Origin of the sequence: Streptomyces sp. NPDC059248, assembly GCF_042753905.1 — a bacterium.
In the GTDB taxonomy this organism is placed as follows: Bacteria; Actinomycetota; Actinomycetes; order Streptomycetales; family Streptomycetaceae; genus Streptomyces.
Map to the genome: position 1 here is coordinate 13,016 of NZ_JBHYZV010000082.1, position 18,040 is coordinate 31,055.

The window sequence follows — 18,040 nt, forward strand, 5'->3', positions numbered from 1 at the left end:
CCTCCCCCCCCGCCCCCCACCCCCACCCACCCCACCCCCGTTTTCTCCGGCCGGTCCGGCAGATGGCGCGCAGGGCGGCTCGCCGCTCGGCCGCGGGGCGCCTTCGTGCTGCTGCCGGGGTTGCCGGGCCCTTCAGTCCTTCAGCCCTCCGGTCTTCCCGTCCTCCGGTCCTGCCGCCCTCCCGTCTTCCTGTCCTCCGGTCCTGCCGTCCTCCAGTCCTCCCGTTCTCCGGGTGTTCCGGTTGTCCCGGTTACGGGGTGGCCGGGTCCCCGCGGGTGGTGGGGGGTCGGTCGTGCCGGGGTGGTGCGAGGGGGAGGAGTCGGCTGTGGGGGCGGCGGACGAGGGAGAGCGGGTTCAGATACTCCGTGCCGCGGAGGAGCCCCCAGTGGAGGCAGCTCACCGGGCAGTGGCGCGGGGCGGCGGAGAGCCGGGCGACCGGGGTGCCCGCCGTGACCCCGGTGCCCGTGGGGAGGAGGGCGTCCACCGGTTCGTAGGTGACGCGCAGGGGCGGGGTGCCGGTGCCGTCGAGGGTGAGGGAGAGGACTCCGCGGCCCGCGATCCGGCCGGCGAAGTGGATCCGGCCGGGCCCGGGGGCCCGTACCGGGGTGTCCGGCGGGGCGGCCAGGTCCACACCGCGGTGGCCGGGGCCGTAGGGCGAGGCGGGGGGATCCCAGCCGCGGAGGATCCGGGGCCGGGGAACGGGCCACCGCCGGTCGTCACCCCGTGTGACCGCGGCGCCCGTTCCGGAGGGCGTCGGCGTGGTCGGCGGGACGGAGGCGGGCGCCGCCGCCGAGGGCGGTGACGGTGAAGTGGTGGACAACGGCCCGGACCCGGTGGTCACGGAAGGTGACAGCAGGGCCGGGATCAGGGCGAGCACGGTCGTGGTCGTGGACGGCATGGGACGAGGATGCGCCGGAGAAGGGAATCCGGGGGATCATGGTGGGGATCTGTGGACGGGGGACGGGTTGTGGACAACGCCGTCACCCGGCACCGCCGGGGTCCCGTACACTTCTACTGGCGATCCGGGTCACCGGGTCGACTTCGCACGCCCCGCCACCGCTCACCCCTCTGGGGTCGGTGGCCGCGCCTCTCGGTCCTTCGTGGCAGGCGCGCCGGGGCGTCAGGACACCAACCGAGAATTCAAGGAGATACGGCCATGGCCGTCGTCACGATGCGGGAGCTGCTGGAGAGCGGCGTCCACTTCGGTCACCAGACCCGTCGCTGGAACCCGAAGATGAAGCGCTTCATCTTCACCGAGCGCAACGGCATCTACATCATCGACCTGCTCCAGTCGCTGTCGTACATCGACCGCGCCTACGAGTTCGTCAAGGAGACCGTCGCGCACGGCGGCTCCATCATGTTCGTCGGCACCAAGAAGCAGGCCCAGGAGGCGATCGCCGAGCAGGCGACCCGCGTGGGTATGCCGTACGTCAACCAGCGTTGGCTCGGCGGCATGCTGACCAACTTCTCCACGGTCTACAAGCGGCTGCAGCGCCTCAAGGAGCTGGAGCAGATCGACTTCGAGGACGTGGCCGCCTCCGGCCTCACCAAGAAGGAGCTGCTCGTCCTCTCCCGCGAGAAGACCAAGCTGGAGAAGACCCTCGGCGGCATCCGCGAGATGCAGAAGGTGCCGAGCGCCGTCTGGATCGTCGACACCAAGAAGGAGCACATCGCCGTCGGTGAGGCGCGCAAGCTCCACATCCCGGTCGTCGCGATCCTCGACACCAACTGCGACCCCGACGAGGTCGACTACAAGATCCCCGGCAACGACGACGCGATCCGCTCCGTCACGCTGCTGACCCGTGTGATCGCCGACGCCGTCGCCGAGGGCCTCATCGCCCGTTCCGGTGTCGCCACCGGTGACTCCAAGCCGGGCGACAAGGCCGCCGGTGAGCCGCTCGCCGAGTGGGAGCGCGACCTCCTCGAGGGCGAGAAGAAGGCCGACGACGCCGAGAAGCCGGCCGAGGCTGCCGCCGCTGAGGCGCCTGTCGCCGACGCCCCCGCCGCCGAGGCCGAGCAGCCCGCCGAGGCCGCCGCCGAGGCTCCCGTCGCCGAGGCCGAGAAGCCGGCCGAGGACGCCCCGCAGGGCTGATCCCGCCGGGTACGGCAGGTGAGGACGGCGGGTACGGTGCCCAGCGCACCGGCCCCGCCGTCCGTCCCCGGATCCGGCCGCTGACCGCGGCCGGCCGGTGACGGGCCGCGGTCCGGCCGGGCGCGAGCCCCACCGGATCCGTCTCGACTTCGACTCCCGAACCTTTTCGAGAAAAGACTGAAGGACATGGCGAACTACACCGCCGCCGACGTCAAGAAGCTCCGTGAGCTGACCGGCGCCGGCATGATGGACTGCAAGAAGGCCCTCGACGAGGCCGACGGCAACGTCGACAAGGCCGTCGAGCTGCTGCGCGTCAAGGGCCAGAAGGGCGTCGCCAAGCGCGAGTCCCGTACCGCATCGAACGGCGCGGTCGTCTCCCTCATCTCCGAGGACAAGACGTCCGGCGTTCTGCTCGAGCTGAAGTGCGAGACCGACTTCGTCGCCAAGGGCGAGAAGTTCCTGGCCGTCGCCAACGCGCTCGCCGCGCACGTCGCCGCCACCTCCCCGGCGGACCTCGACGCGCTGCTCGCCTCCGAGATCGAGGCCGGCAAGACCGTCCAGGCGTACGTCGACGAGGCCAACGCCAACCTCGGCGAGAAGATCGTCCTCGACCGCTTCGCCCAGTTCTCCGGTGCGTACGTCGGTGTCTACCTGCACCGCACCATGCCCGACCTGCCGCCGCAGGTCGGCGTGCTCGTCGAGCTGAGCGCCGCGAACGCGGACGTCGCCAAGGACGTCGCCCAGCACATCGCCGCCTTCTCGCCGAAGTACCTCTCCCGTGACGAGGTCCCGGCCGAGGTCGTCGAGAACGAGCGCCGGGTCGCCGAGGCCACCTCCCGCGAGGAGGGCAAGCCCGAGGCCGCCCTGCCGAAGATCGTCGAAGGCCGGGTGAACGGCTTCTTCAAGGAGGTCACCCTCCTTGAGCAGGCGTTCGCGAAGGACAACAAGAAGTCCGTCCAGAAGGTCGTCGACGAGGCCGGTGTGGAGCTGAAGCGCTTCGCCCGTATCCGCGTCGGCGCCTGACCGGGACGCAGGAACGAGTACCCGCGTACCCGGGCCGTCCGCCGCGGCGGCACGGGTACGCCGAGTACGCGATCGATCCGTCGGCCCGCTAGGGTTTCCCACGCAGTCATCGGCCGCGTGGGTCCCGGGCGCCTCCGTCGTGCACGGAGCGCCGGACGACCGCAGATCTGACGAGGAGGCCATTGCCGACAGGGACACCAGTACCCACCGGCGATGGCCTTCTCGTATGTGTACGAGGAGATCTCCATGAACAAGGGCGCGGACGCCACCCAGGCAGCCGGCGACAACAGCGACCACGACGGGAACCACGACGTGACCAAGGCCGGTGCCGGACGCTTCATGCTGAAGCTCTCCGGAGAAGCGTTCTCCGGCGGCGGGGGTCTCGGAGTGGACCCCGACGTCGTCCACGCCATCGCCCGTGAGATCGCGGCCGTCGTCCGCGACGGCGCCCAGATCGCCATCGTCATCGGCGGCGGCAACTTCTTCCGCGGCGCCGAGCTCCAGGTCCGCGGCATGGACCGGGCCCGCTCCGACTACATGGGCATGCTCGGTACGGTCATGAACTGCCTCGCGCTCCAGGACTTCCTGGAGAAGGAGGGCATCGACTCCCGGGTCCAGACCGCCATCACCATGGGCCAGGTCGCCGAGCCGTACATCCCGCTGCGGGCCGTACGGCATCTGGAGAAGGGCCGCGTCGTCATCTTCGGCGCCGGCATGGGCATGCCGTACTTCTCCACCGACACCACCGCCGCGCAGCGCGCCCTGGAGATCGACGCCGAGGCCCTGCTGATGGGCAAGAACGGGGTCGACGGGGTCTACGACTCCGACCCGCGGACCAACCCCGGCGCGGTCAAGTACGACGCGCTGGAGTACGGCGAGGTCATCACCCGCGATCTGAAGGTCGCGGACGCCACGGCGATCACCCTCTGCCGTGACAACGCCCTGCCGATCCTCGTCTTCGAGTTGCTGGCCGAGGGGAATATCGCCCGCGCGGTACGGGGTGAGAAGATCGGCACGCTCGTCAGCGACAAGGGCACCCGGTCCTGATCCGGGGGGTGTCCGGGGCGTCCGGGAACGGATGCCCGAGGATATCCGGGGATAGACAAAGCCCTGCCGGTCGGACACCGTGCAGGGGAGACGCGACAGGTTCCGCCCGACCGGGCAGTTGTCAGCCGGGCCTACTCAAGACACGCAGGAGCAAGTGGTGATCGAAGAGACCCTCCTCGAGGCCGAGGAGAAGATGGAGAAGGCCGTCCTGGTCGCCAAGGACGACTTCGCCGCGATCCGCACCGGGCGTGCGCACCCGGCGATGTTCAACAAGATCGTGGCCGACTACTACGGCGCGCTGACCCCGATCAACCAGCTGGCCTCGTTCTCGGTGCCCGAGCCCCGGATGGCCGTGGTCACCCCCTTCGACAAGACGGCGCTGCGCAATATCGAGCAGGCGATCCGCGACTCCGACCTCGGCGTCAACCCGAGCAACGACGGCAACATCATCCGAGTGGTGTTCCCGGAGCTGACCGAGGAGCGCCGCCGCGAGTACATCAAGGTCGCCAAGGGCAAGGCGGAGGACGCCAAGATCTCCATCCGCGCCGTGCGCCGCAAGGCCAAGGAGACGATCGACAAGTTCGTCAAGGACGGCGAGGTCGGCGAGGACGAGGGCCGCCGTGCGGAGAAGGAGCTCGACGACACCACCGCGAAGTACGTGGCGCAGGTGGACGAGCTGCTGAAGCACAAGGAAGCCGAGCTGCTCGAAGTCTGATGAACGACGCTTCCTGGGGGGCCCCGCAGCGGGCCGGCTATGTCGGGGAGTGGCAGGACCGGGACCCGCTGTCGGCGGGTCCCGCGTACGGTGGGCACGACGCACAGCAGACTCGGCCCATGCCCATCGTGCCGGACTTCCCCGACGCAGGTAACACCGCCGACGGTCCCGACGACCGCGATCGGCGGAACGAACGCGACGAGCGGGACGGGCGGGACGACGACCCGGGGGCCGCGCGGTTCAACGGTCCCCTGTTCCGCGACGAGGTACCGCGGGACTCCGCCCCGGCCGGGCCACCCGGCCCGCCACCACCACCGGGCGGTCCCGCGGCGGGCGACGAGGGCGGTGAGAACGGCGGGAGCCGAGGACCCGCCGGGCGGAGCGACGGCCGGCGGGAGAAGAAGCGCGCCGGACGCGATCTGCGGGCGGCCATAGGGGTCGGCGTCGGACTCGGGGCGGTGATCATCGCATCGCTCTTCGTCGTGAAGGCCGTCTTCGTCGGCGTGATAACGGTCGCCGTCGTCGTCGGTCTGTGGGAGCTGACGTCCCGTCTCCAGGAGCGCAAGCAGATCAAGGCGCCGCTGGTGCCGCTGGCGGTCGGCGGCGCCGCGATGGTCGTCGCCGGATACGTCCGCGGCGCTGAGGGCGCCTGGGTCGCCATGGCGCTCACCGCCCTCGCGGTCCTGGTGTGGCGGATGACGGAGCCGCCCGACGGGTATCTGAAGGACGTCACGGCGGGAGTCTTCGCCGCCTTCTACGTACCGTTCCTGGCGACGTTCGTGGCGATGATGCTCACCGCCGACGACGGGGCGCAGCGGGTCCTGACGTTCCTCCTGCTGACCGTGGTCAGCGATACGGGCGCGTACGCGGTCGGCTGGCGCTTCGGCAAGCGGAAGCTGGCGCCCCGGATCAGTCCGGGGAAGACCCGGGAGGGTCTCCTGGGCGCCGTGGGCTTCGCGATGGCGGCGGGTGCGCTCTGTATGGAGTTCCTCGTCGACGGCGGCAGCTGGTGGCAGGGTCTTCTGCTGGGCCTCGCGGTCGCGGTCACGGCCACCCTGGGCGACCTGGGCGAGTCGATGATCAAGCGCGATCTCGGCATCAAGGACATGGGCACCCTGCTCCCCGGCCACGGCGGCATCATGGACCGGCTGGACTCCCTGCTGCCGACCGCGCCGGTGGTGTGGCTCCTGCTGGTGATCTTCGTCGGGGCGGGGTAGCCGGAGCCGGCTGCCTGGAGTATTACGCCGCTGACCTGCGGTTTTGTAGGGGAAGGGCTCGTCATCCACAGGGTGGCGGGCCCTTCCTGGTATCTCTGCGACACTGGATGGACCATGCCCAAGCCCGGAGAACTCACATTCATCGCGCCCCGGGGAGCCAAGAAGCCCCCGAGGCATCTCGCCGATCTTTCGCCCGCCGAGCGGAAGGACGCCGTCGCCGCGGTCGGTGAGAAGCCGTTTCGCGCCAAGCAGCTGTCGCAGCACTACTTCGCGCGGTACGCGCACGACCCGGCCGAGTGGACCGACATCCCGGCCGCTTCGCGGGAGAAGCTGGCGGCGGAGCTGCTGCCCGATCTGATGTCGGTGGTGCGGCATATCTCGTGCGACGACGACACCACCCGTAAGACGCTCTGGCGGCTGCACGACGGGACCCTGGTGGAGTCCGTGCTGATGCGCTATCCGGACCGGGTCACGATGTGTATCTCCTCCCAGGCCGGATGCGGGATGAACTGCCCGTTCTGCGCCACCGGGCAGGCCGGTCTGGACCGCAATCTGTCGACCGCGGAGATCGTCCACCAGATCGTGGACGGGATGCGGGCGCTGCGGGACGGCGAGGTGCCCGGGGGGCCCGCGCGGCTGTCGAACATCGTGTTCATGGGGATGGGCGAGCCGCTGGCGAACTACAAGCGGGTCGTGGGGGCCGTCCGGCGGCTCACCGATCCCGAGCCGGACGGTCTCGGTCTCTCGCAGCGCGGCATCACCGTCTCCACGGTCGGTCTGGTGCCCGCGATGCTCCGCTTCGCCGACGAGGGCTTCAAGTGCCGGCTCGCGGTGTCGCTGCACGCCCCGGACGACGAGCTGCGGGACACCCTGGTGCCCGTCAATACGCGCTGGAAGGTGCGGGAGGTGCTCGACGCCGCGTGGGAGTACGCGGAGAAGTCGGGCCGCCGTGTCTCCATCGAGTACGCCCTGATCCGGGACATCAACGACCAGGCGTGGCGCGGTGACCTGCTGGGGCGGCTCCTCAAGGGCAAGCGGGTCCATGTGAACCTGATCCCGCTGAACCCGACGCCCGGGTCGAAGTGGACCGCTTCGCGGCCCGAGGACGAGAAGGCGTTCGTCGAGGCGATCGCGGCCCACGGGGTGCCGGTGACCGTACGGGACACCCGGGGCCAGGAGATCGACGGCGCCTGCGGGCAGCTCGCCGCGTCCGAGCGGTGACGGTCCGCCGAGCGCCGGGGGCCGGCCCCTGCCGTGGCGGGAATCGCACCTTGTAGGCTGGCCTGAACATCTGCAGATATCCGACAGGGGAGCGCCACAGCGCTGAGAGTGCGGTACCTACGGGACCGCAGACCCTCTGAACCTCGCCCGGGTCATTCCGGGTAGGAAGTTCGGTTGTTCACTCGAGCTGTTGCGCCCTGCCCGGATTCCCTCGGGGAGTCCGGGCGGGGCCGCGTCTCTTCCTGGCCGTCACCAGGAGGACTTCGATCCGTGAGCAGTATCAGGAAGACCGCGGCCGTCGCGCTGGCCACCGGGCTCGGTGTCTCCGTCCTCGCCGCCTGCGGCGGTGAGGACGGCGGGAAGGACTCCGGCGGCCAGGCGGCGTCGAAGACCGTCACCCTCGTCAGCCACGACTCCTTCGCCGCATCCGAGGCCGTGCTGAAGGAGTTCACCAAGCGCACCGGCTATACGGTCAAGGTCCTCAAGAGCGGCGATGCGGGGGTCGCGCTCAACAAGGAGATCCTCACCAAGGGCTCCCCGACGGGCGATGTCTTCTTCGGCGTCGACAACACCCTGCTCTCCCGCGCCCTCGACAACGGCATCTTCACGTCGTACCGGGCCAAGGGTCTCGACCGGATCCCGCAGGACGTCCAGCTCGACAAGGGCGAGCACCGGGTCACCCCCGTCGACACCGGCGACGTCTGCGTCAACTACGACAAGAAGTACTTCGCGGACCGGAAGCTGGCACCGCCGGAGACCCTCGACGACCTGGCGAAGCCCGCGTACAAGGATCTGCTGGTCGTCGAGAACGCGGCCACCTCGTCGCCCGGTCTCGGCTTCGTCCTCGGTACCGTCGCCCGCTACGGCGAGGACGGCTGGCAGGGGTACTGGAAGAAGCTGAAGGCCAACGGCGTCAAGGTCGTCGACGGCTGGGAAGAGGCGTACAACCGGGAGTTCTCCGGATCCGCCGGGGGCAAGAAGGAGGGCGGCGACCGTCCGCTTGTGGTCTCCTACGCCTCCAGCCCGCCCGTCGAGGTGCTGTACGCGAAGCCGCAGCCCACGACCGCGCCCACCGGTGTCGCCACCGGTACCTGCTTCCGGCAGATCGAGTTCGCCGGGCTCCTCAAGGGCGCGAAGAACGAGGCCGGCGGCAAGGCCCTGCTGGACTTCCTCGTCTCCACCACGTTCCAGGAGGACGTGCCGCTCACCATGTTCGTCAACCCGGTGGTGAAGGACGCGAAGCTGCCCGAGCTGTTCAGCAAGCACGGTGTGAAGATCGCCGACCCGCTGACACTGCCGCCGGACACCATCTCCGAGAACCGTGAGCAGTGGGTTCAGACGTGGTCATCGACCGTCGTGAAGTGACGGGCGGCCCGTCCCGTACGGGGAACGCGGCGCGGCTGGGGCTGATGCTCCTGCCCGCCGCGTTCTTCGGCGTCTTCTTCGCCTACCCCGTCGCGGCCATCGTCGGCCGCGGGCTGCGCGACGGCGGCGCCTGGCGGTTCGGCCGGATCACCGAGGTCCTCGGCCGCGACGACATCGCGGGCGTGCTGTGGTTCACCACCTGGCAGGCGCTGCTGTCGACGGCTCTGACCCTGCTGGTCGCCCTGCCCGGCGCCTATGTCATGGCGCGCTACGACTTCCCCGGCAAACGGCTGCTGCGGGCCGTGGTGACCGTGCCGTTCGTGCTGCCCACGGTCGTCGTCGGCACCGCCTTCCTGGCCCTCCTCGGCCGCGGCGGGCTCCTCGACGAGACCTGGGGGATCCGGCTCGACACCACCGTCTGGGCGATCCTCGTCGCCCATGTCTTCTTCAACTACGCCGTCGTGGTCCGGACCGTCGGCGGGCTGTGGGCCCAGCTCGACCCCCGGCAGGAGGAGGCCGCCCGGGTCCTCGGCGCCGGGCGGTTCACCGCCTGGCGGACCGTGACCCTGCCCGCGCTGGCGCCGTCCGTCGCCGCCGCCGCCCTCATGGTCTTCCTGTTCACCTTCACCTCCTTCGGCATCGTGCAGATCCTCGGCGGCCCCGGCTTCGCCACCCTGGAGGTCGAGGTCTACCGGCAGACCGCGCAACTCCTCGACCTGCGGACCGCGGCCGTACTCACCCTGGTGCAGTTCGCCGCCGTCGGCACGGTCCTCGCGGTCCACGCCAGGACCGTACGACGGCGCGAGAACACCCTCACCCTGGTGGATCCCCGGCAGACGGCGCGCCGGCCGCGCGGACCGCGCCAGTGGGCCCTGCTGGGCGCCGTCCTCACCAGCGTCGCCCTGCTGCTCCTGCTGCCGCTCGGCGTCCTCGTCGAACGGTCCCTCGACACCCCCCGCGGCTACGGCCTCGACTACTACCGGGCCCTCGGCACCCTCGATGGCAGCGGCGGCGCCTTCCTCGTACCACCGGTACACGCCGTGGGGAACTCCCTGCGGTACGCCCTGGCCGCCACCGCGATCGCCGTCGTGATCGGCGGGCTCGCCGCAGCTGCCCTGGCCCGGCGCGGCGACGGCGGCGCCGGACGGATACTGCGGGGATTCGACGCGCTGCTGATGCTGCCGCTCGGGGTCTCCGCGGTCACCGTCGGGTTCGGCTTCCTCATCACCCTGGACGAGCCCCCGCTGGATCTGCGGACGTCGTGGATCCTGGTACCGCTCGCCCAGGCCCTGGTCGGGGTGCCGTTCGTGGTCCGCACCATGCTGCCCGTGCTGCGGGCCGTCGACCACCGGCTGCGGGAGGCCGCGGCCGTACTCGGCGCCTCGCCCCTGAGGGTGTGGCGGGAGATCGATCTGCCGCTGGTACGCCGCGCCCTGCTGGTCGCCGCCGGGTTCGCCTTCGCGATGTCCCTGGGCGAGTTCGGCGCCACCGTCTTCATCGCCCGGCCCGACCAGCCCACCCTGCCCGTCGCCGTCGCCCGTCTGATCGGCCGGCCCGGTGAGCTGAACTACGGGCAGGCCATGGCCCTGAGCACGATCCTGATGGTGGTGTGCGCGGTCGCGCTGCTGTTGCTGGAGCGCGTCCGGATCCGGACCACGACCGCCACGACCGGGGAGTTCTGATGCTGGAACTGGACGATGTGACGGTACGTTTCGGGGCGCGGGCCGCCCTCGACGCGGTCGGTCTGACGGTCGCCGACCACGAGATCGTCTGTGTGCTGGGCCCCAGCGGCAGCGGCAAGTCGACCCTGTTGCGGGTCGTCGCCGGGCTCCGGCACACCGACGGCGGCCGGGTCCTCCTCGCGGGCGAGGACCAGAAGGGCGTCCCCGTGCACCGGCGCGGCGTCGGCCTGATGTTCCAGGACCATCAGCTCTTCCCCCAGCACGACGTCGCCGGAAACGTCGCCTTCGGGCTGCGGATGCGGGGCCGCGACCGGGCCGTGCAACGGGCCCGGACCACCGAACTGCTGGAACTGGTGGGACTGCCGGGGGCCGAGGGGCGCGCGGTGGCGTCGCTGTCCGGCGGAGAGCAGCAGCGGGTCGCGCTCGCCCGCGCGCTGGCGCCCGAGCCGCGGCTGCTGATGCTCGACGAACCCCTCGGCCAGCTCGACCGGGGGCTGCGGGAGCGGCTGGTGGTCGAGTTGCGGGCGCTGTTCGGGCGGCTCGGTACGACGGTCCTCGCCGTCACCCACGACCAGGGCGAGGCGTTCGCGCTCGCCGACCGGGTGGTGATCATGCGGGACGGGCGGATCGCGCAGACCGGCGCGCCGCTGGACGTCTGGCGGCGGCCCGCGGACGCGTTCGTCGCCCGGTTCCTCGGCTTCGACAATGTGACGGCCGACGCCGTGGTGCGGGACGGCGCAGCCGACACCGACTGGGGCCGGGTGACGGTGCCCGGCGGGGTGCGGGACGGCGCGTACGACGTGATGATCAGGCCGTCGGGCGTACGGCTCACCGCGCCCGGCGCGGGGACCGGCCCGCGGTGCGTCGTGGAGTCCCGTACGTTCCGGGGCACGCATGTCGCCCTGCGGCTGCGCCCGGAGTCGGGCCCGGCCCTGGAGGCCGAGGTCGGGCTGCGGGACGCGCCGGAGCAGGGGGACCGGGTGGGTGTGGAGTTCGCCCCGGACGAGGTGGTCGTCCTGGGCCGGTCCCCGCGGGGCTGAGGCCGGGGGACGGTGCGATCAGGCGCGGTCCGGGGCGCAGGCCGCGGCGACGGCGAGGCTGTCCTCGATGACGCGGAACCGGACGATCAGGCCGTTCGCCACCGTGAAGTGGAGGGCGAACGGCGACTGGAAGCCGATCCCGGTCGCGCGGACCGTCCCGGCGAGGGTCCCGACGACGACCGCGTCGGGGCCGGTGACGACGACGGCGTCGAACCGGGTCCCCGCCGGGTCGTTCTCCTGCCCGGCGGCCAGCTCGCGGTAGTGGTCGGCGATATCGGCGCGGGTGGAGCGGGGCTTGATCCACGGGACGTCCGGGTTGGGCGCGATGTACCAGTCGACTTCCTCCGCGTACAGCTCCGCGATGGCTTCGGGCCCCTGGCCGAGCCGGGCCAGGAACTCCTCGACGACGGCCCGCGTCGCCGCCGTCCCGGCGGCCTCGACGGCCTCGGGGGTGGTGGTGTTGGCGGTGGTGGGGTTCATGGCGGGGTCCCTCCGGTGTGGCTGTGGCGGCGTCGGCGGTACCGATCCTGCCGGGCCGCGCGGAACCGGTCGATTACCTCCCGGGTCATGTCCCGCCCTCGCGGTGACCGTGGCGCCCCGCGCCCCCAAAAGCAATCAAGCGGGCCCGCCCCGAGGAGTTCAGGGGCGCGGGGAACTGCGCGACCAGCCACCGGTCTGCCGCGGACGGCACGCAACGATCACGGCAACGGCGCGGTCCCACCGGGAGCACCGGGAGCACGGGGAGCACCGGGAGCACCGGGAGCCCGAGGCGGTCGGGCCGGCTCAGCCCCGCAGGGGTACGGCGGCCAGGGTGGCCACCGCCCAGGTCAGGGGGGCGAAGACGGCCAGGAGGGCGAGGACGCGCAGGGCGGCCGCCGCGCGCAGGGCCGAGGCGGGGGCGCCCAGGCGGCGGAGGTCGGTACGGACGCCGGTACGCAGGTCACGGGCCTCGGCGACGGTGACCAGGAGGGTCGCCGTCGTACAGGCGATGACGAGGGTGGCGCCCAGGCCTGTGAGCGGGCCGAAGGGGCGGGAGCCCTCGCCGGCCAGGGTCACCGCGGCGATCACGGCCGCGGCGACCGCGCACACCACGCCCAGGGGGCGGCCGATCCGGCGGGCCTCCGCCATCAGGACCCGGCCCGCGAGGAGCCGTACGGCGCCGGGACCCGCCAGTTGGAGCAGACGGCCCGCGGCGTGGGTGAGCGCCGGGCCAGCGACGGCCAGGCCGGTGGCGGTGACCGCCCAGCCGGTGAGGACACCCGCCGGGTCGGCGCCCAGATCGCCGGGGAGCGGTACGTCCCCGCCGCTCGCGGTCCCGGCCGCGTACGTCCCGATCGCCAGGCCGGCGGCGGTCAGGGCACAGCCCCACGGCAGCCCGCCGGGCATGACACCGGGCCCGGGTGGCTCGACGGCCGCCGCCGGGTCGGCGGCGGCGCGGCGGCGCAGGGCGAGTACGGCGGCCGCGGTCGCCGCCAGCGGCGGCAGCGCCAGCAGGGTCAGCGCGGCGGGCGTCGGCAGCGGCCGCCCGGCGGCGAGCAGCTCGGCCGCGGCGCCGTCGAACGGCAGCCCGGTCAGATCGCCCCGCAGATGGAGGAAGAACAGCAGGGCGAGGGCGCTGCCGAGGGTGGCGGCGACGGCCGTGGTCGCGGCGGCCAGCGCCGCGAGCCGCGCCGGGCCGAGACCGACGGCGGACAGTCCGCCGCGCGGCCGGGTACCGGGATCCGTCCGGGCCACGGCGACCGCGAAGTGGACCGCGGCGGCCAGCGGGACCAGACACCAGACGAGCCGCAGGACCGACCCCGACGGGTCTCCTGGGTGGGCGAGCGCGTGCGCCAGAGCGCTGAGCAGCAGAAAGCCGACGCCCGCCGACGCGGCGGCGACGAGCAGCCGCCGCAGCAGGACCAGGGGGCGCGAGCCGCGGGCTAGACGGAGAGCGAGCACGCGGCCCGGCCTTCCGTACCGACGGCGGCCGGGGTGTCGGTCCGCCGTCCGTCGAGGAGGGTGAGACCCCGGTCGGCGAGGGCCGCGACCTCGGGGTCGTGGCTGGCGAGCAGGACTGTGATCCGGTGCGAGCGGGCCGCGGCCAGCACCGTACGGAGCAGCTGGCCCGCGTCGGCGCGGTGCAGGGTGGCGGTGGGTTCGTCGGCGAAGAGCACCGCGGGCTCGGCGACCAGGGCGCGCGCGGTCGCGGTCCGCTGCCGCTGCGCCGGGGTGAGTGCCCCGGGGCGGCGGCGGGCGAGCGCGCCGATGTCGAGCCGCTCCAGCCAGTCCCTGGCGGTGGTCTTGGCCCGCCGGTGCGGGACGCCCCGCAGCAGCAGCGGCAGGGCCGCGTTCTCCCAGACGGTCAGCTCGGGGACGAGCGCCGCGTCGGAGCCGATCCAGCCGAAGCGTTCCCGGCGCAGCCGCTCGCGGTGGGCGGTGTGCAGGGTGTGGACGGGCGTGCCGTTGAACCAGACCTCGCCTTCGGCGGGTACGAGCTGCCCGGACAGACAGCGCAGCAGGGTCGTCTTCCCGGCGCCGCGCGGGCCGTGCACCGCGAGGATCTCGCCCTCGCGGACCGCGACGTCGACGCCGGTGAGCGCCGGGGAACCGCGGTGGCTGTGGTGCAACGAGCGCGCCCACAGCACGTCGTCGTCCGGCGGAGTCTCCATGGCGTACACCTCGCCTCTGTTCGGGTGCGGCGGCCTCGGCCGGCCCCGGACTGATCCCGTGTCCCCCGTACGGGGGAACGAGGCCGGGGCGGATCGGTCACCGGCGTACGCCCGGGTCGTCCCGTGATCCGTGGCCCGGCGATGACGGGGACCACCCTCGGGCAGTGGGCGCCGGGGTCCGGGGAACCACACGGCCCGGGCACGCGCCATCCACTCGGATGGGCGTACCCGGGCCGGGTACGGCGGGGCCGCCGGGCCCCGCGGGGCTCGGCGGCCGGGCACGGAGGGGGCTCGGCGCCGTAGTGCCGTAGTCGTACCTGGTCGTGCCGTAGTCGTGCCGCCTAGAGCTTGGTCCACGCCTCGGTGAGGACGGCCCGCAGCACGGCTTCGATCTCGTCGAACGTGGACTGGTCGGCGATCAGCGGCGGGGCGAGCTGGATCACCGGGTCGCCGCGGTCGTCGGCCCGGCAGTACAGCCCGTTCTCGAAGAGCGCCTTGGAGAGGAAGCCGTAGAGCACGCGCTCCGTCTCCTCGTCCGTGAAGGTCTCCTTGGTGGCCTTGTCCTTCACCAGCTCGATGCCGTAGAAGAAGCCGTTGCCGCGGACGTCACCGACGATCGGCAGGTCGTACAGCTTCTCCAGGGTGGCCTTGAAGGCGCCCTCGTTGTCGAGGACGTGCTGGTTGAGGCCCTCGCGCTCGAAGATGTCGAGGTTGGCGACGCCGACGGCCGCGGAGACCGGGTGGCCGCCGAAGGTGTAGCCGTGCAGGAAGGTGTTGTCGCCCTGGTAGAACGGCTCGGCGATACGGTCCGAGACGATGCAGGCGCCGATCGGGGAGTAGCCCGACGTCATGCCCTTGGCGCAGGTGATCATGTCCGGGATGTAGCCGAACTTGTCACAGGCGAAGGTCGTGCCGAGGCGGCCGAAAGCGCAGATGACCTCGTCCGATACGAGCAGGACGTCGTACTGGTCGCAGATCTCGCGGACCCGCTGGAAGTAGCCGGGGGGCGGCGGGAAGCAGCCGCCGGCGTTCTGCACCGGCTCCAGGAAGACCGCGGCGACGGTCTCCGGGCCCTCGAAGAGGATCTCCTGCTCGATCTGGTCGGCGGCCCAGCGGCCGAAGGCCTCCGGGTCGTCGCCGTGGATCGGCGCGCGGTAGATGTTGGTGTTCGGCACCTTGTGCGCGCCGGGGACCAGCGGCTCGAACGGGGCCTTGAGGGCGGGCAGGCCGGTGATGGAGAGCGCGCCCTGCGGGGTGCCGTGGTACGCCACCGCGCGCGAGATGACCTTGTACTTGGTGTGGTGGCCGCGCAGCTTCCAGTACTGCTTGGCCAGCTTCCACGCGGTCTCCACGGCCTCGCCGCCGCCGGTGGTGAAGAAAACCTTGTTGAGGTCGCCGGGGGCCTCGTGCGCCAGCCGCTCGGCCAGCTCGACGGCCTTCGGGTGGGCATAGGACCACACCGGGAAGAAGGCCAGCTCCTGCGCCTGCTTGTAGGCGGTCTCGGCCAGCTCCACACGACCGTGTCCGGCGTTCACCACGAAGAGGCCGGCGAGGCCGTCGATGTAGCGCTTGCCCTGGTCGTCGTAGATGTACGTGCCCTCACCGCGGACGATGGTGGGGACGGGGGAGTTCTCGTACGACGACATGCGGGTGAAGTGCATCCACAGGTGGTCGTAGGCGGTTCGGGAGAGGTCCTTGCTCACGGCTATCGGGTTCCCCACATATAGGTCTGCTTCTTGAGCTTGAGATAGACGAAGCTCTCGGTGGACCGCACACCGGGGAGCGCGCGAATCCGCTTGTTGATCACTTCGAGCAGGTGGTCGTCGTCCTCGCAGACGATCTCCACCATCAGGTCGAAGGAGCCCGCGGTCATCACCACGTACTCGCATTCGGCCATGGCCGTCAGCGCGTCCGCCACGGGATCGAGGTCGCCCTCCACCCGGATGCCGACCATCGCCTGGCGGCGGAAACCCACGGTGAGCGGGTCCGTCACGGCGACGATCTGCATGACGCCCTGGTCGAGCAGCTTCTGCACGCGCTGGCGCACCGCCGCCTCCGACAGGCCGACGGCCTTGCCGATCGCGGCGTAGGGACGGCGTCCGTCCTGCTGGAGCTGTTCGATGATCGCGAGGGACACGGCATCGATCGCCGGGGACTGGATGTTCCCGGCGGACCCGTTCCTGGAGTCTGCGCTTCGACTGGCCACGGACTCACTCTGCACCGGGACTCCTCCGTCTCGCAAGCCCCGAGCGATGAAATTCGTTGTCGGAGGGTGTTTTGGATACTGAATCCGAAGGTGTGGTGGGTCGGGGCTGTCGAAAGCGTCACTGGTCGGTTTAGGGTGGACTGAACTGGGTGGACCCACACCCGGGCACGGAAACAGCCGCCTGACAAGGCCGTCAGATCTGGAGGGGTGGCAACAGTGACCACCGAGCCGCGTCGTCTGCGCAACTACATCAACGGGGAGTTCCGGGACGCCGCCGACGGGCGGACGATCGATGTCATCAACCCGGCCACCGGTGAGGTCTACGCCACCTCCCCGCTCTCCGGGCAGGCCGATGTCGACGCCGCCATGGAGGCCGCCGCCGCCGCGTTCCCCGCCTGGCGCGACGCCACCCCCGCCGAGCGCCAGCGGGTCCTCCTCAAGATCGCGGACGCCTTCGAGGAGCGGGCCGAGGAGCTGATCGCGGTCGAGTCGGAGAACACCGGCAAGCCGCTGGGTCTGGTCCGTACCGAGGAAGTCCCCCCGATGGTCGACCAGATCCGGTTCTTCGCGGGCGCCGCGCGGATGCTGGAGGGCCGCTCGGCCGGCGAGTACATGGAGGGCCTGACCTCGATCGTCCGACGTGAGCCCGTCGGCGTCTGCGCCCAGGTCGCGCCGTGGAACTACCCGATGATGATGGCCGTGTGGAAGTTCGCCCCGGCGCTCGCCGCGGGCAACACGGTCGTCCTCAAGCCCTCGGACACCACCCCCGCGTCCACCGCCCTGTTCGCCGAGATCATCGGCGCGATCGTGCCCAAGGGCGTCTTCAACGTCATCTGCGGCGACCGCGACACCGGCCGCGCCATGGTGGAGCACCCGACCCCCGCGATGGCCTCCATCACCGGCTCCGTACGCGCCGGTATGCAGGTCGCCGAGTCGGCCGCCAAGGACCTCAAGCGGGTCCATCTGGAGCTGGGCGGCAAGGCGCCGGTCGTGGTCTTCGAGGACACCGACATCGCCAAGGCCGTCGAGGAGATCGCCGTCGCGGGCTACTTCAACGCCGGCCAGGACTGTACGGCCGCCACCCGCGTCCTGGTCCAGGAGTCGATCCACGACCAGTTCGTGGCCGCCCTCGCCGAGGCCGCGGCCGGCACGAAGACCGGCGCCGCCGACGACGAGGACGTCCTGTACGGCCCGCTGAACAACGCCAACCAGCTCGCCCAGGTCTCCGGCTTCATCGACCGGCTGCCCGCGCACGCCAAGGTCGAGGCGGGCGGGCACCGCGTCGGCGACAAGGGCTACTTCTACGCGCCGACCGTGGTCTCCGGACTGAAGCAGGACGACGAGATCGTCCAGAACGAGGTCTTCGGCCCGGTCATCACCGTCCAGTCCTTCACGGACGAGGCGCAGGCGCTGGAGTACGCCAACGGCGTCGAGTACGCCCTGGCGTCGTCGGTGTGGACCAAGGACCACGGGCGGGCGATGCGGATGTCCAAGGCGCTCGACTTCGGCTGCGTCTGGATCAACACCCACATCCCGCTGGTCGCCGAGATGCCGCACGGCGGCTTCAAGAAGTCCGGCTACGGCAAGGACCTGTCGGCCTACGGCTTCGACGACTACACCCGGATCAAGCACGTCATGACGTCCCTGGACGCCTGACCGGCACCGGCACCGGCTCCGGCACGGACCAGTTCCGGCTCCGGCTCCGGTACCGACGAAGGGGCGCGCGGCGGGAGTGGCGCGCCCCGTTTGTTTGTGCGTACGCCGCCGGAGACGTCCGACGG

The 18,040-nt window shown here is 71.6% G+C and carries 16 protein-coding genes and 1 riboswitch; of the genes, 10 read left to right on the forward strand and 6 right to left on the reverse strand.

What is annotated here, in order from left to right:
- Positions 1-250: 250 nt before the first annotated feature.
- On the reverse strand, positions 251-898 hold the full coding sequence (locus ACFXG1_RS27485; RefSeq protein WP_384716558.1) for a peptidoglycan DD-metalloendopeptidase family protein: 648 nt from the start codon (positions 896-898) through the stop codon (positions 251-253).
- A 258-nt stretch (positions 899-1,156) separates the two neighbouring features.
- Here ACFXG1_RS27485 and rpsB point away from each other — a divergent pair, with 258 nt between their 5' ends.
- The 9 genes from rpsB (at position 1,157) to ACFXG1_RS27530 (ending at position 11,402) form a co-directional block, all read left to right on the forward strand.
- The gene (gene rpsB, locus ACFXG1_RS27490; RefSeq protein WP_384744994.1) at positions 1,157-2,092 is read left to right on the forward strand and encodes a 30S ribosomal protein S2; all 936 of its coding nucleotides are present in this window, start codon (positions 1,157-1,159) and stop codon (positions 2,090-2,092) included.
- Positions 2,093-2,278: 186 nt separating this feature from the next.
- Positions 2,279-3,115, forward strand: coding sequence for a translation elongation factor Ts (gene tsf / locus ACFXG1_RS27495; RefSeq protein ID WP_384713398.1), 837 nt, complete (start codon positions 2,279-2,281; stop codon positions 3,113-3,115).
- Positions 3,116-3,361: 246 nt separating this feature from the next.
- On the forward strand, positions 3,362-4,162 hold the full coding sequence (pyrH, locus tag ACFXG1_RS27500) for a UMP kinase (RefSeq protein ID WP_384745001.1): 801 nt from the start codon (positions 3,362-3,364) through the stop codon (positions 4,160-4,162).
- A 157-nt stretch (positions 4,163-4,319) separates the two neighbouring features.
- Positions 4,320-4,877 carry a ribosome recycling factor gene (frr, locus tag ACFXG1_RS27505; protein WP_358825162.1) on the forward strand — a complete coding sequence of 186 codons (558 nt, stop codon included), beginning with the start codon at positions 4,320-4,322 and terminating at the stop codon, positions 4,875-4,877.
- Positions 4,877-6,094: a phosphatidate cytidylyltransferase gene (locus tag ACFXG1_RS27510; RefSeq protein ID WP_384713391.1), complete on the forward strand. Its 1,218-nt coding sequence runs from the start codon at positions 4,877-4,879 to the stop codon at positions 6,092-6,094. The genes frr and ACFXG1_RS27510 overlap by 1 nt, the downstream gene beginning before the upstream one ends.
- A gap of 114 nt (positions 6,095-6,208) precedes the next feature.
- Positions 6,209-7,315: a 23S rRNA (adenine(2503)-C(2))-methyltransferase RlmN gene (rlmN, locus tag ACFXG1_RS27515; RefSeq protein ID WP_384713388.1), complete on the forward strand. Its 1,107-nt coding sequence runs from the start codon at positions 6,209-6,211 to the stop codon at positions 7,313-7,315.
- A 75-nt stretch (positions 7,316-7,390) separates the two neighbouring features.
- Positions 7,391-7,501, forward strand: a riboswitch (TPP riboswitch).
- 84 nt (positions 7,502-7,585) lie between these two features.
- A complete protein-coding gene (locus tag ACFXG1_RS27520) occupies positions 7,586-8,680 on the forward strand; it encodes a thiamine ABC transporter substrate binding subunit (protein ID WP_384713385.1) in 1,095 nt (364 codons plus the stop codon).
- A gap of 44 nt (positions 8,681-8,724) precedes the next feature.
- Positions 8,725-10,362 (forward strand): ABC transporter permease, encoded by a 1,638-nt coding sequence (locus ACFXG1_RS27525; protein WP_384745003.1) that lies wholly within the window; start codon positions 8,725-8,727, stop codon positions 10,360-10,362.
- Complete coding sequence (locus tag ACFXG1_RS27530; protein WP_384713382.1) at positions 10,362-11,402, forward strand: ABC transporter ATP-binding protein; 1,041 nt, start codon at positions 10,362-10,364, stop codon at positions 11,400-11,402. The genes ACFXG1_RS27525 and ACFXG1_RS27530 overlap by 1 nt, the downstream gene beginning before the upstream one ends.
- Before the next feature lie 18 nt (positions 11,403-11,420).
- Here the strand turns inward: ACFXG1_RS27530 and ACFXG1_RS27535 are convergent, their stop codons facing one another.
- From ACFXG1_RS27535 to ACFXG1_RS27555, 5 genes are all read right to left on the reverse strand, one after another.
- Positions 11,421-11,882: a nuclear transport factor 2 family protein gene (locus tag ACFXG1_RS27535; RefSeq protein WP_384713379.1), complete on the reverse strand. Its 462-nt coding sequence runs from the start codon at positions 11,880-11,882 to the stop codon at positions 11,421-11,423.
- Between the two features lie 303 nt (positions 11,883-12,185).
- Positions 12,186-13,343 carry a hypothetical protein gene (locus ACFXG1_RS27540; RefSeq protein WP_384744998.1) on the reverse strand — a complete coding sequence of 386 codons (1,158 nt, stop codon included), beginning with the start codon at positions 13,341-13,343 and terminating at the stop codon, positions 12,186-12,188.
- Positions 13,325-14,053, reverse strand: coding sequence for an ABC transporter ATP-binding protein (locus tag ACFXG1_RS27545; protein WP_384717176.1), 729 nt, complete (start codon positions 14,051-14,053; stop codon positions 13,325-13,327). The genes ACFXG1_RS27540 and ACFXG1_RS27545 overlap by 19 nt, the downstream gene beginning before the upstream one ends.
- 341 nt (positions 14,054-14,394) lie before the next feature.
- The gene (locus ACFXG1_RS27550) at positions 14,395-15,774 is read right to left on the reverse strand and encodes an aspartate aminotransferase family protein (protein WP_384717179.1); all 1,380 of its coding nucleotides are present in this window, start codon (positions 15,772-15,774) and stop codon (positions 14,395-14,397) included.
- Positions 15,759-16,274 carry an Lrp/AsnC family transcriptional regulator gene (locus tag ACFXG1_RS27555; RefSeq protein WP_384717182.1) on the reverse strand — a complete coding sequence of 172 codons (516 nt, stop codon included), beginning with the start codon at positions 16,272-16,274 and terminating at the stop codon, positions 15,759-15,761. The genes ACFXG1_RS27550 and ACFXG1_RS27555 overlap by 16 nt, the downstream gene beginning before the upstream one ends.
- A 201-nt stretch (positions 16,275-16,475) precedes the next feature.
- Between ACFXG1_RS27555 and ACFXG1_RS27560 the strand changes: the two genes are divergently transcribed.
- Positions 16,476-17,915, forward strand: a complete 1,440-nt coding sequence (locus tag ACFXG1_RS27560; RefSeq protein ID WP_384717185.1) for a gamma-aminobutyraldehyde dehydrogenase — start codon at positions 16,476-16,478, stop codon at positions 17,913-17,915.
- The last annotated feature ends 125 nt before the right edge of the window (positions 17,916-18,040 follow it).

Coding starts and splice junctions, on each gene's coding strand:
- ACFXG1_RS27535 (WP_384713379.1), bottom strand. CDS start 11,882: ATGAACCCCACCACCGCCAACACCACCACCCCCGAGGCCGTCGAGGCC.
- rpsB (WP_384744994.1), top strand. CDS start 1,157: ATGGCCGTCGTCACGATGCGGGAGCTGCTGGAGAGCGGCGTCCACTTC.
- ACFXG1_RS27525 (WP_384745003.1), top strand. CDS start 8,725: ATGCTCCTGCCCGCCGCGTTCTTCGGCGTCTTCTTCGCCTACCCCGTC.
- ACFXG1_RS27530 (WP_384713382.1), top strand. CDS start 10,362: ATGCTGGAACTGGACGATGTGACGGTACGTTTCGGGGCGCGGGCCGCC.
- tsf (WP_384713398.1), top strand. CDS start 2,279: ATGGCGAACTACACCGCCGCCGACGTCAAGAAGCTCCGTGAGCTGACC.
- pyrH (WP_384745001.1), top strand. CDS start 3,362: ATGAACAAGGGCGCGGACGCCACCCAGGCAGCCGGCGACAACAGCGAC.
- ACFXG1_RS27545 (WP_384717176.1), bottom strand. CDS start 14,053: ATGGAGACTCCGCCGGACGACGACGTGCTGTGGGCGCGCTCGTTGCAC.
- ACFXG1_RS27485 (WP_384716558.1), bottom strand. CDS start 898: ATGCCGTCCACGACCACGACCGTGCTCGCCCTGATCCCGGCCCTGCTG.
- ACFXG1_RS27510 (WP_384713391.1), top strand. CDS start 4,877: ATGAACGACGCTTCCTGGGGGGCCCCGCAGCGGGCCGGCTATGTCGGG.
- rlmN (WP_384713388.1), top strand. CDS start 6,209: ATGCCCAAGCCCGGAGAACTCACATTCATCGCGCCCCGGGGAGCCAAG.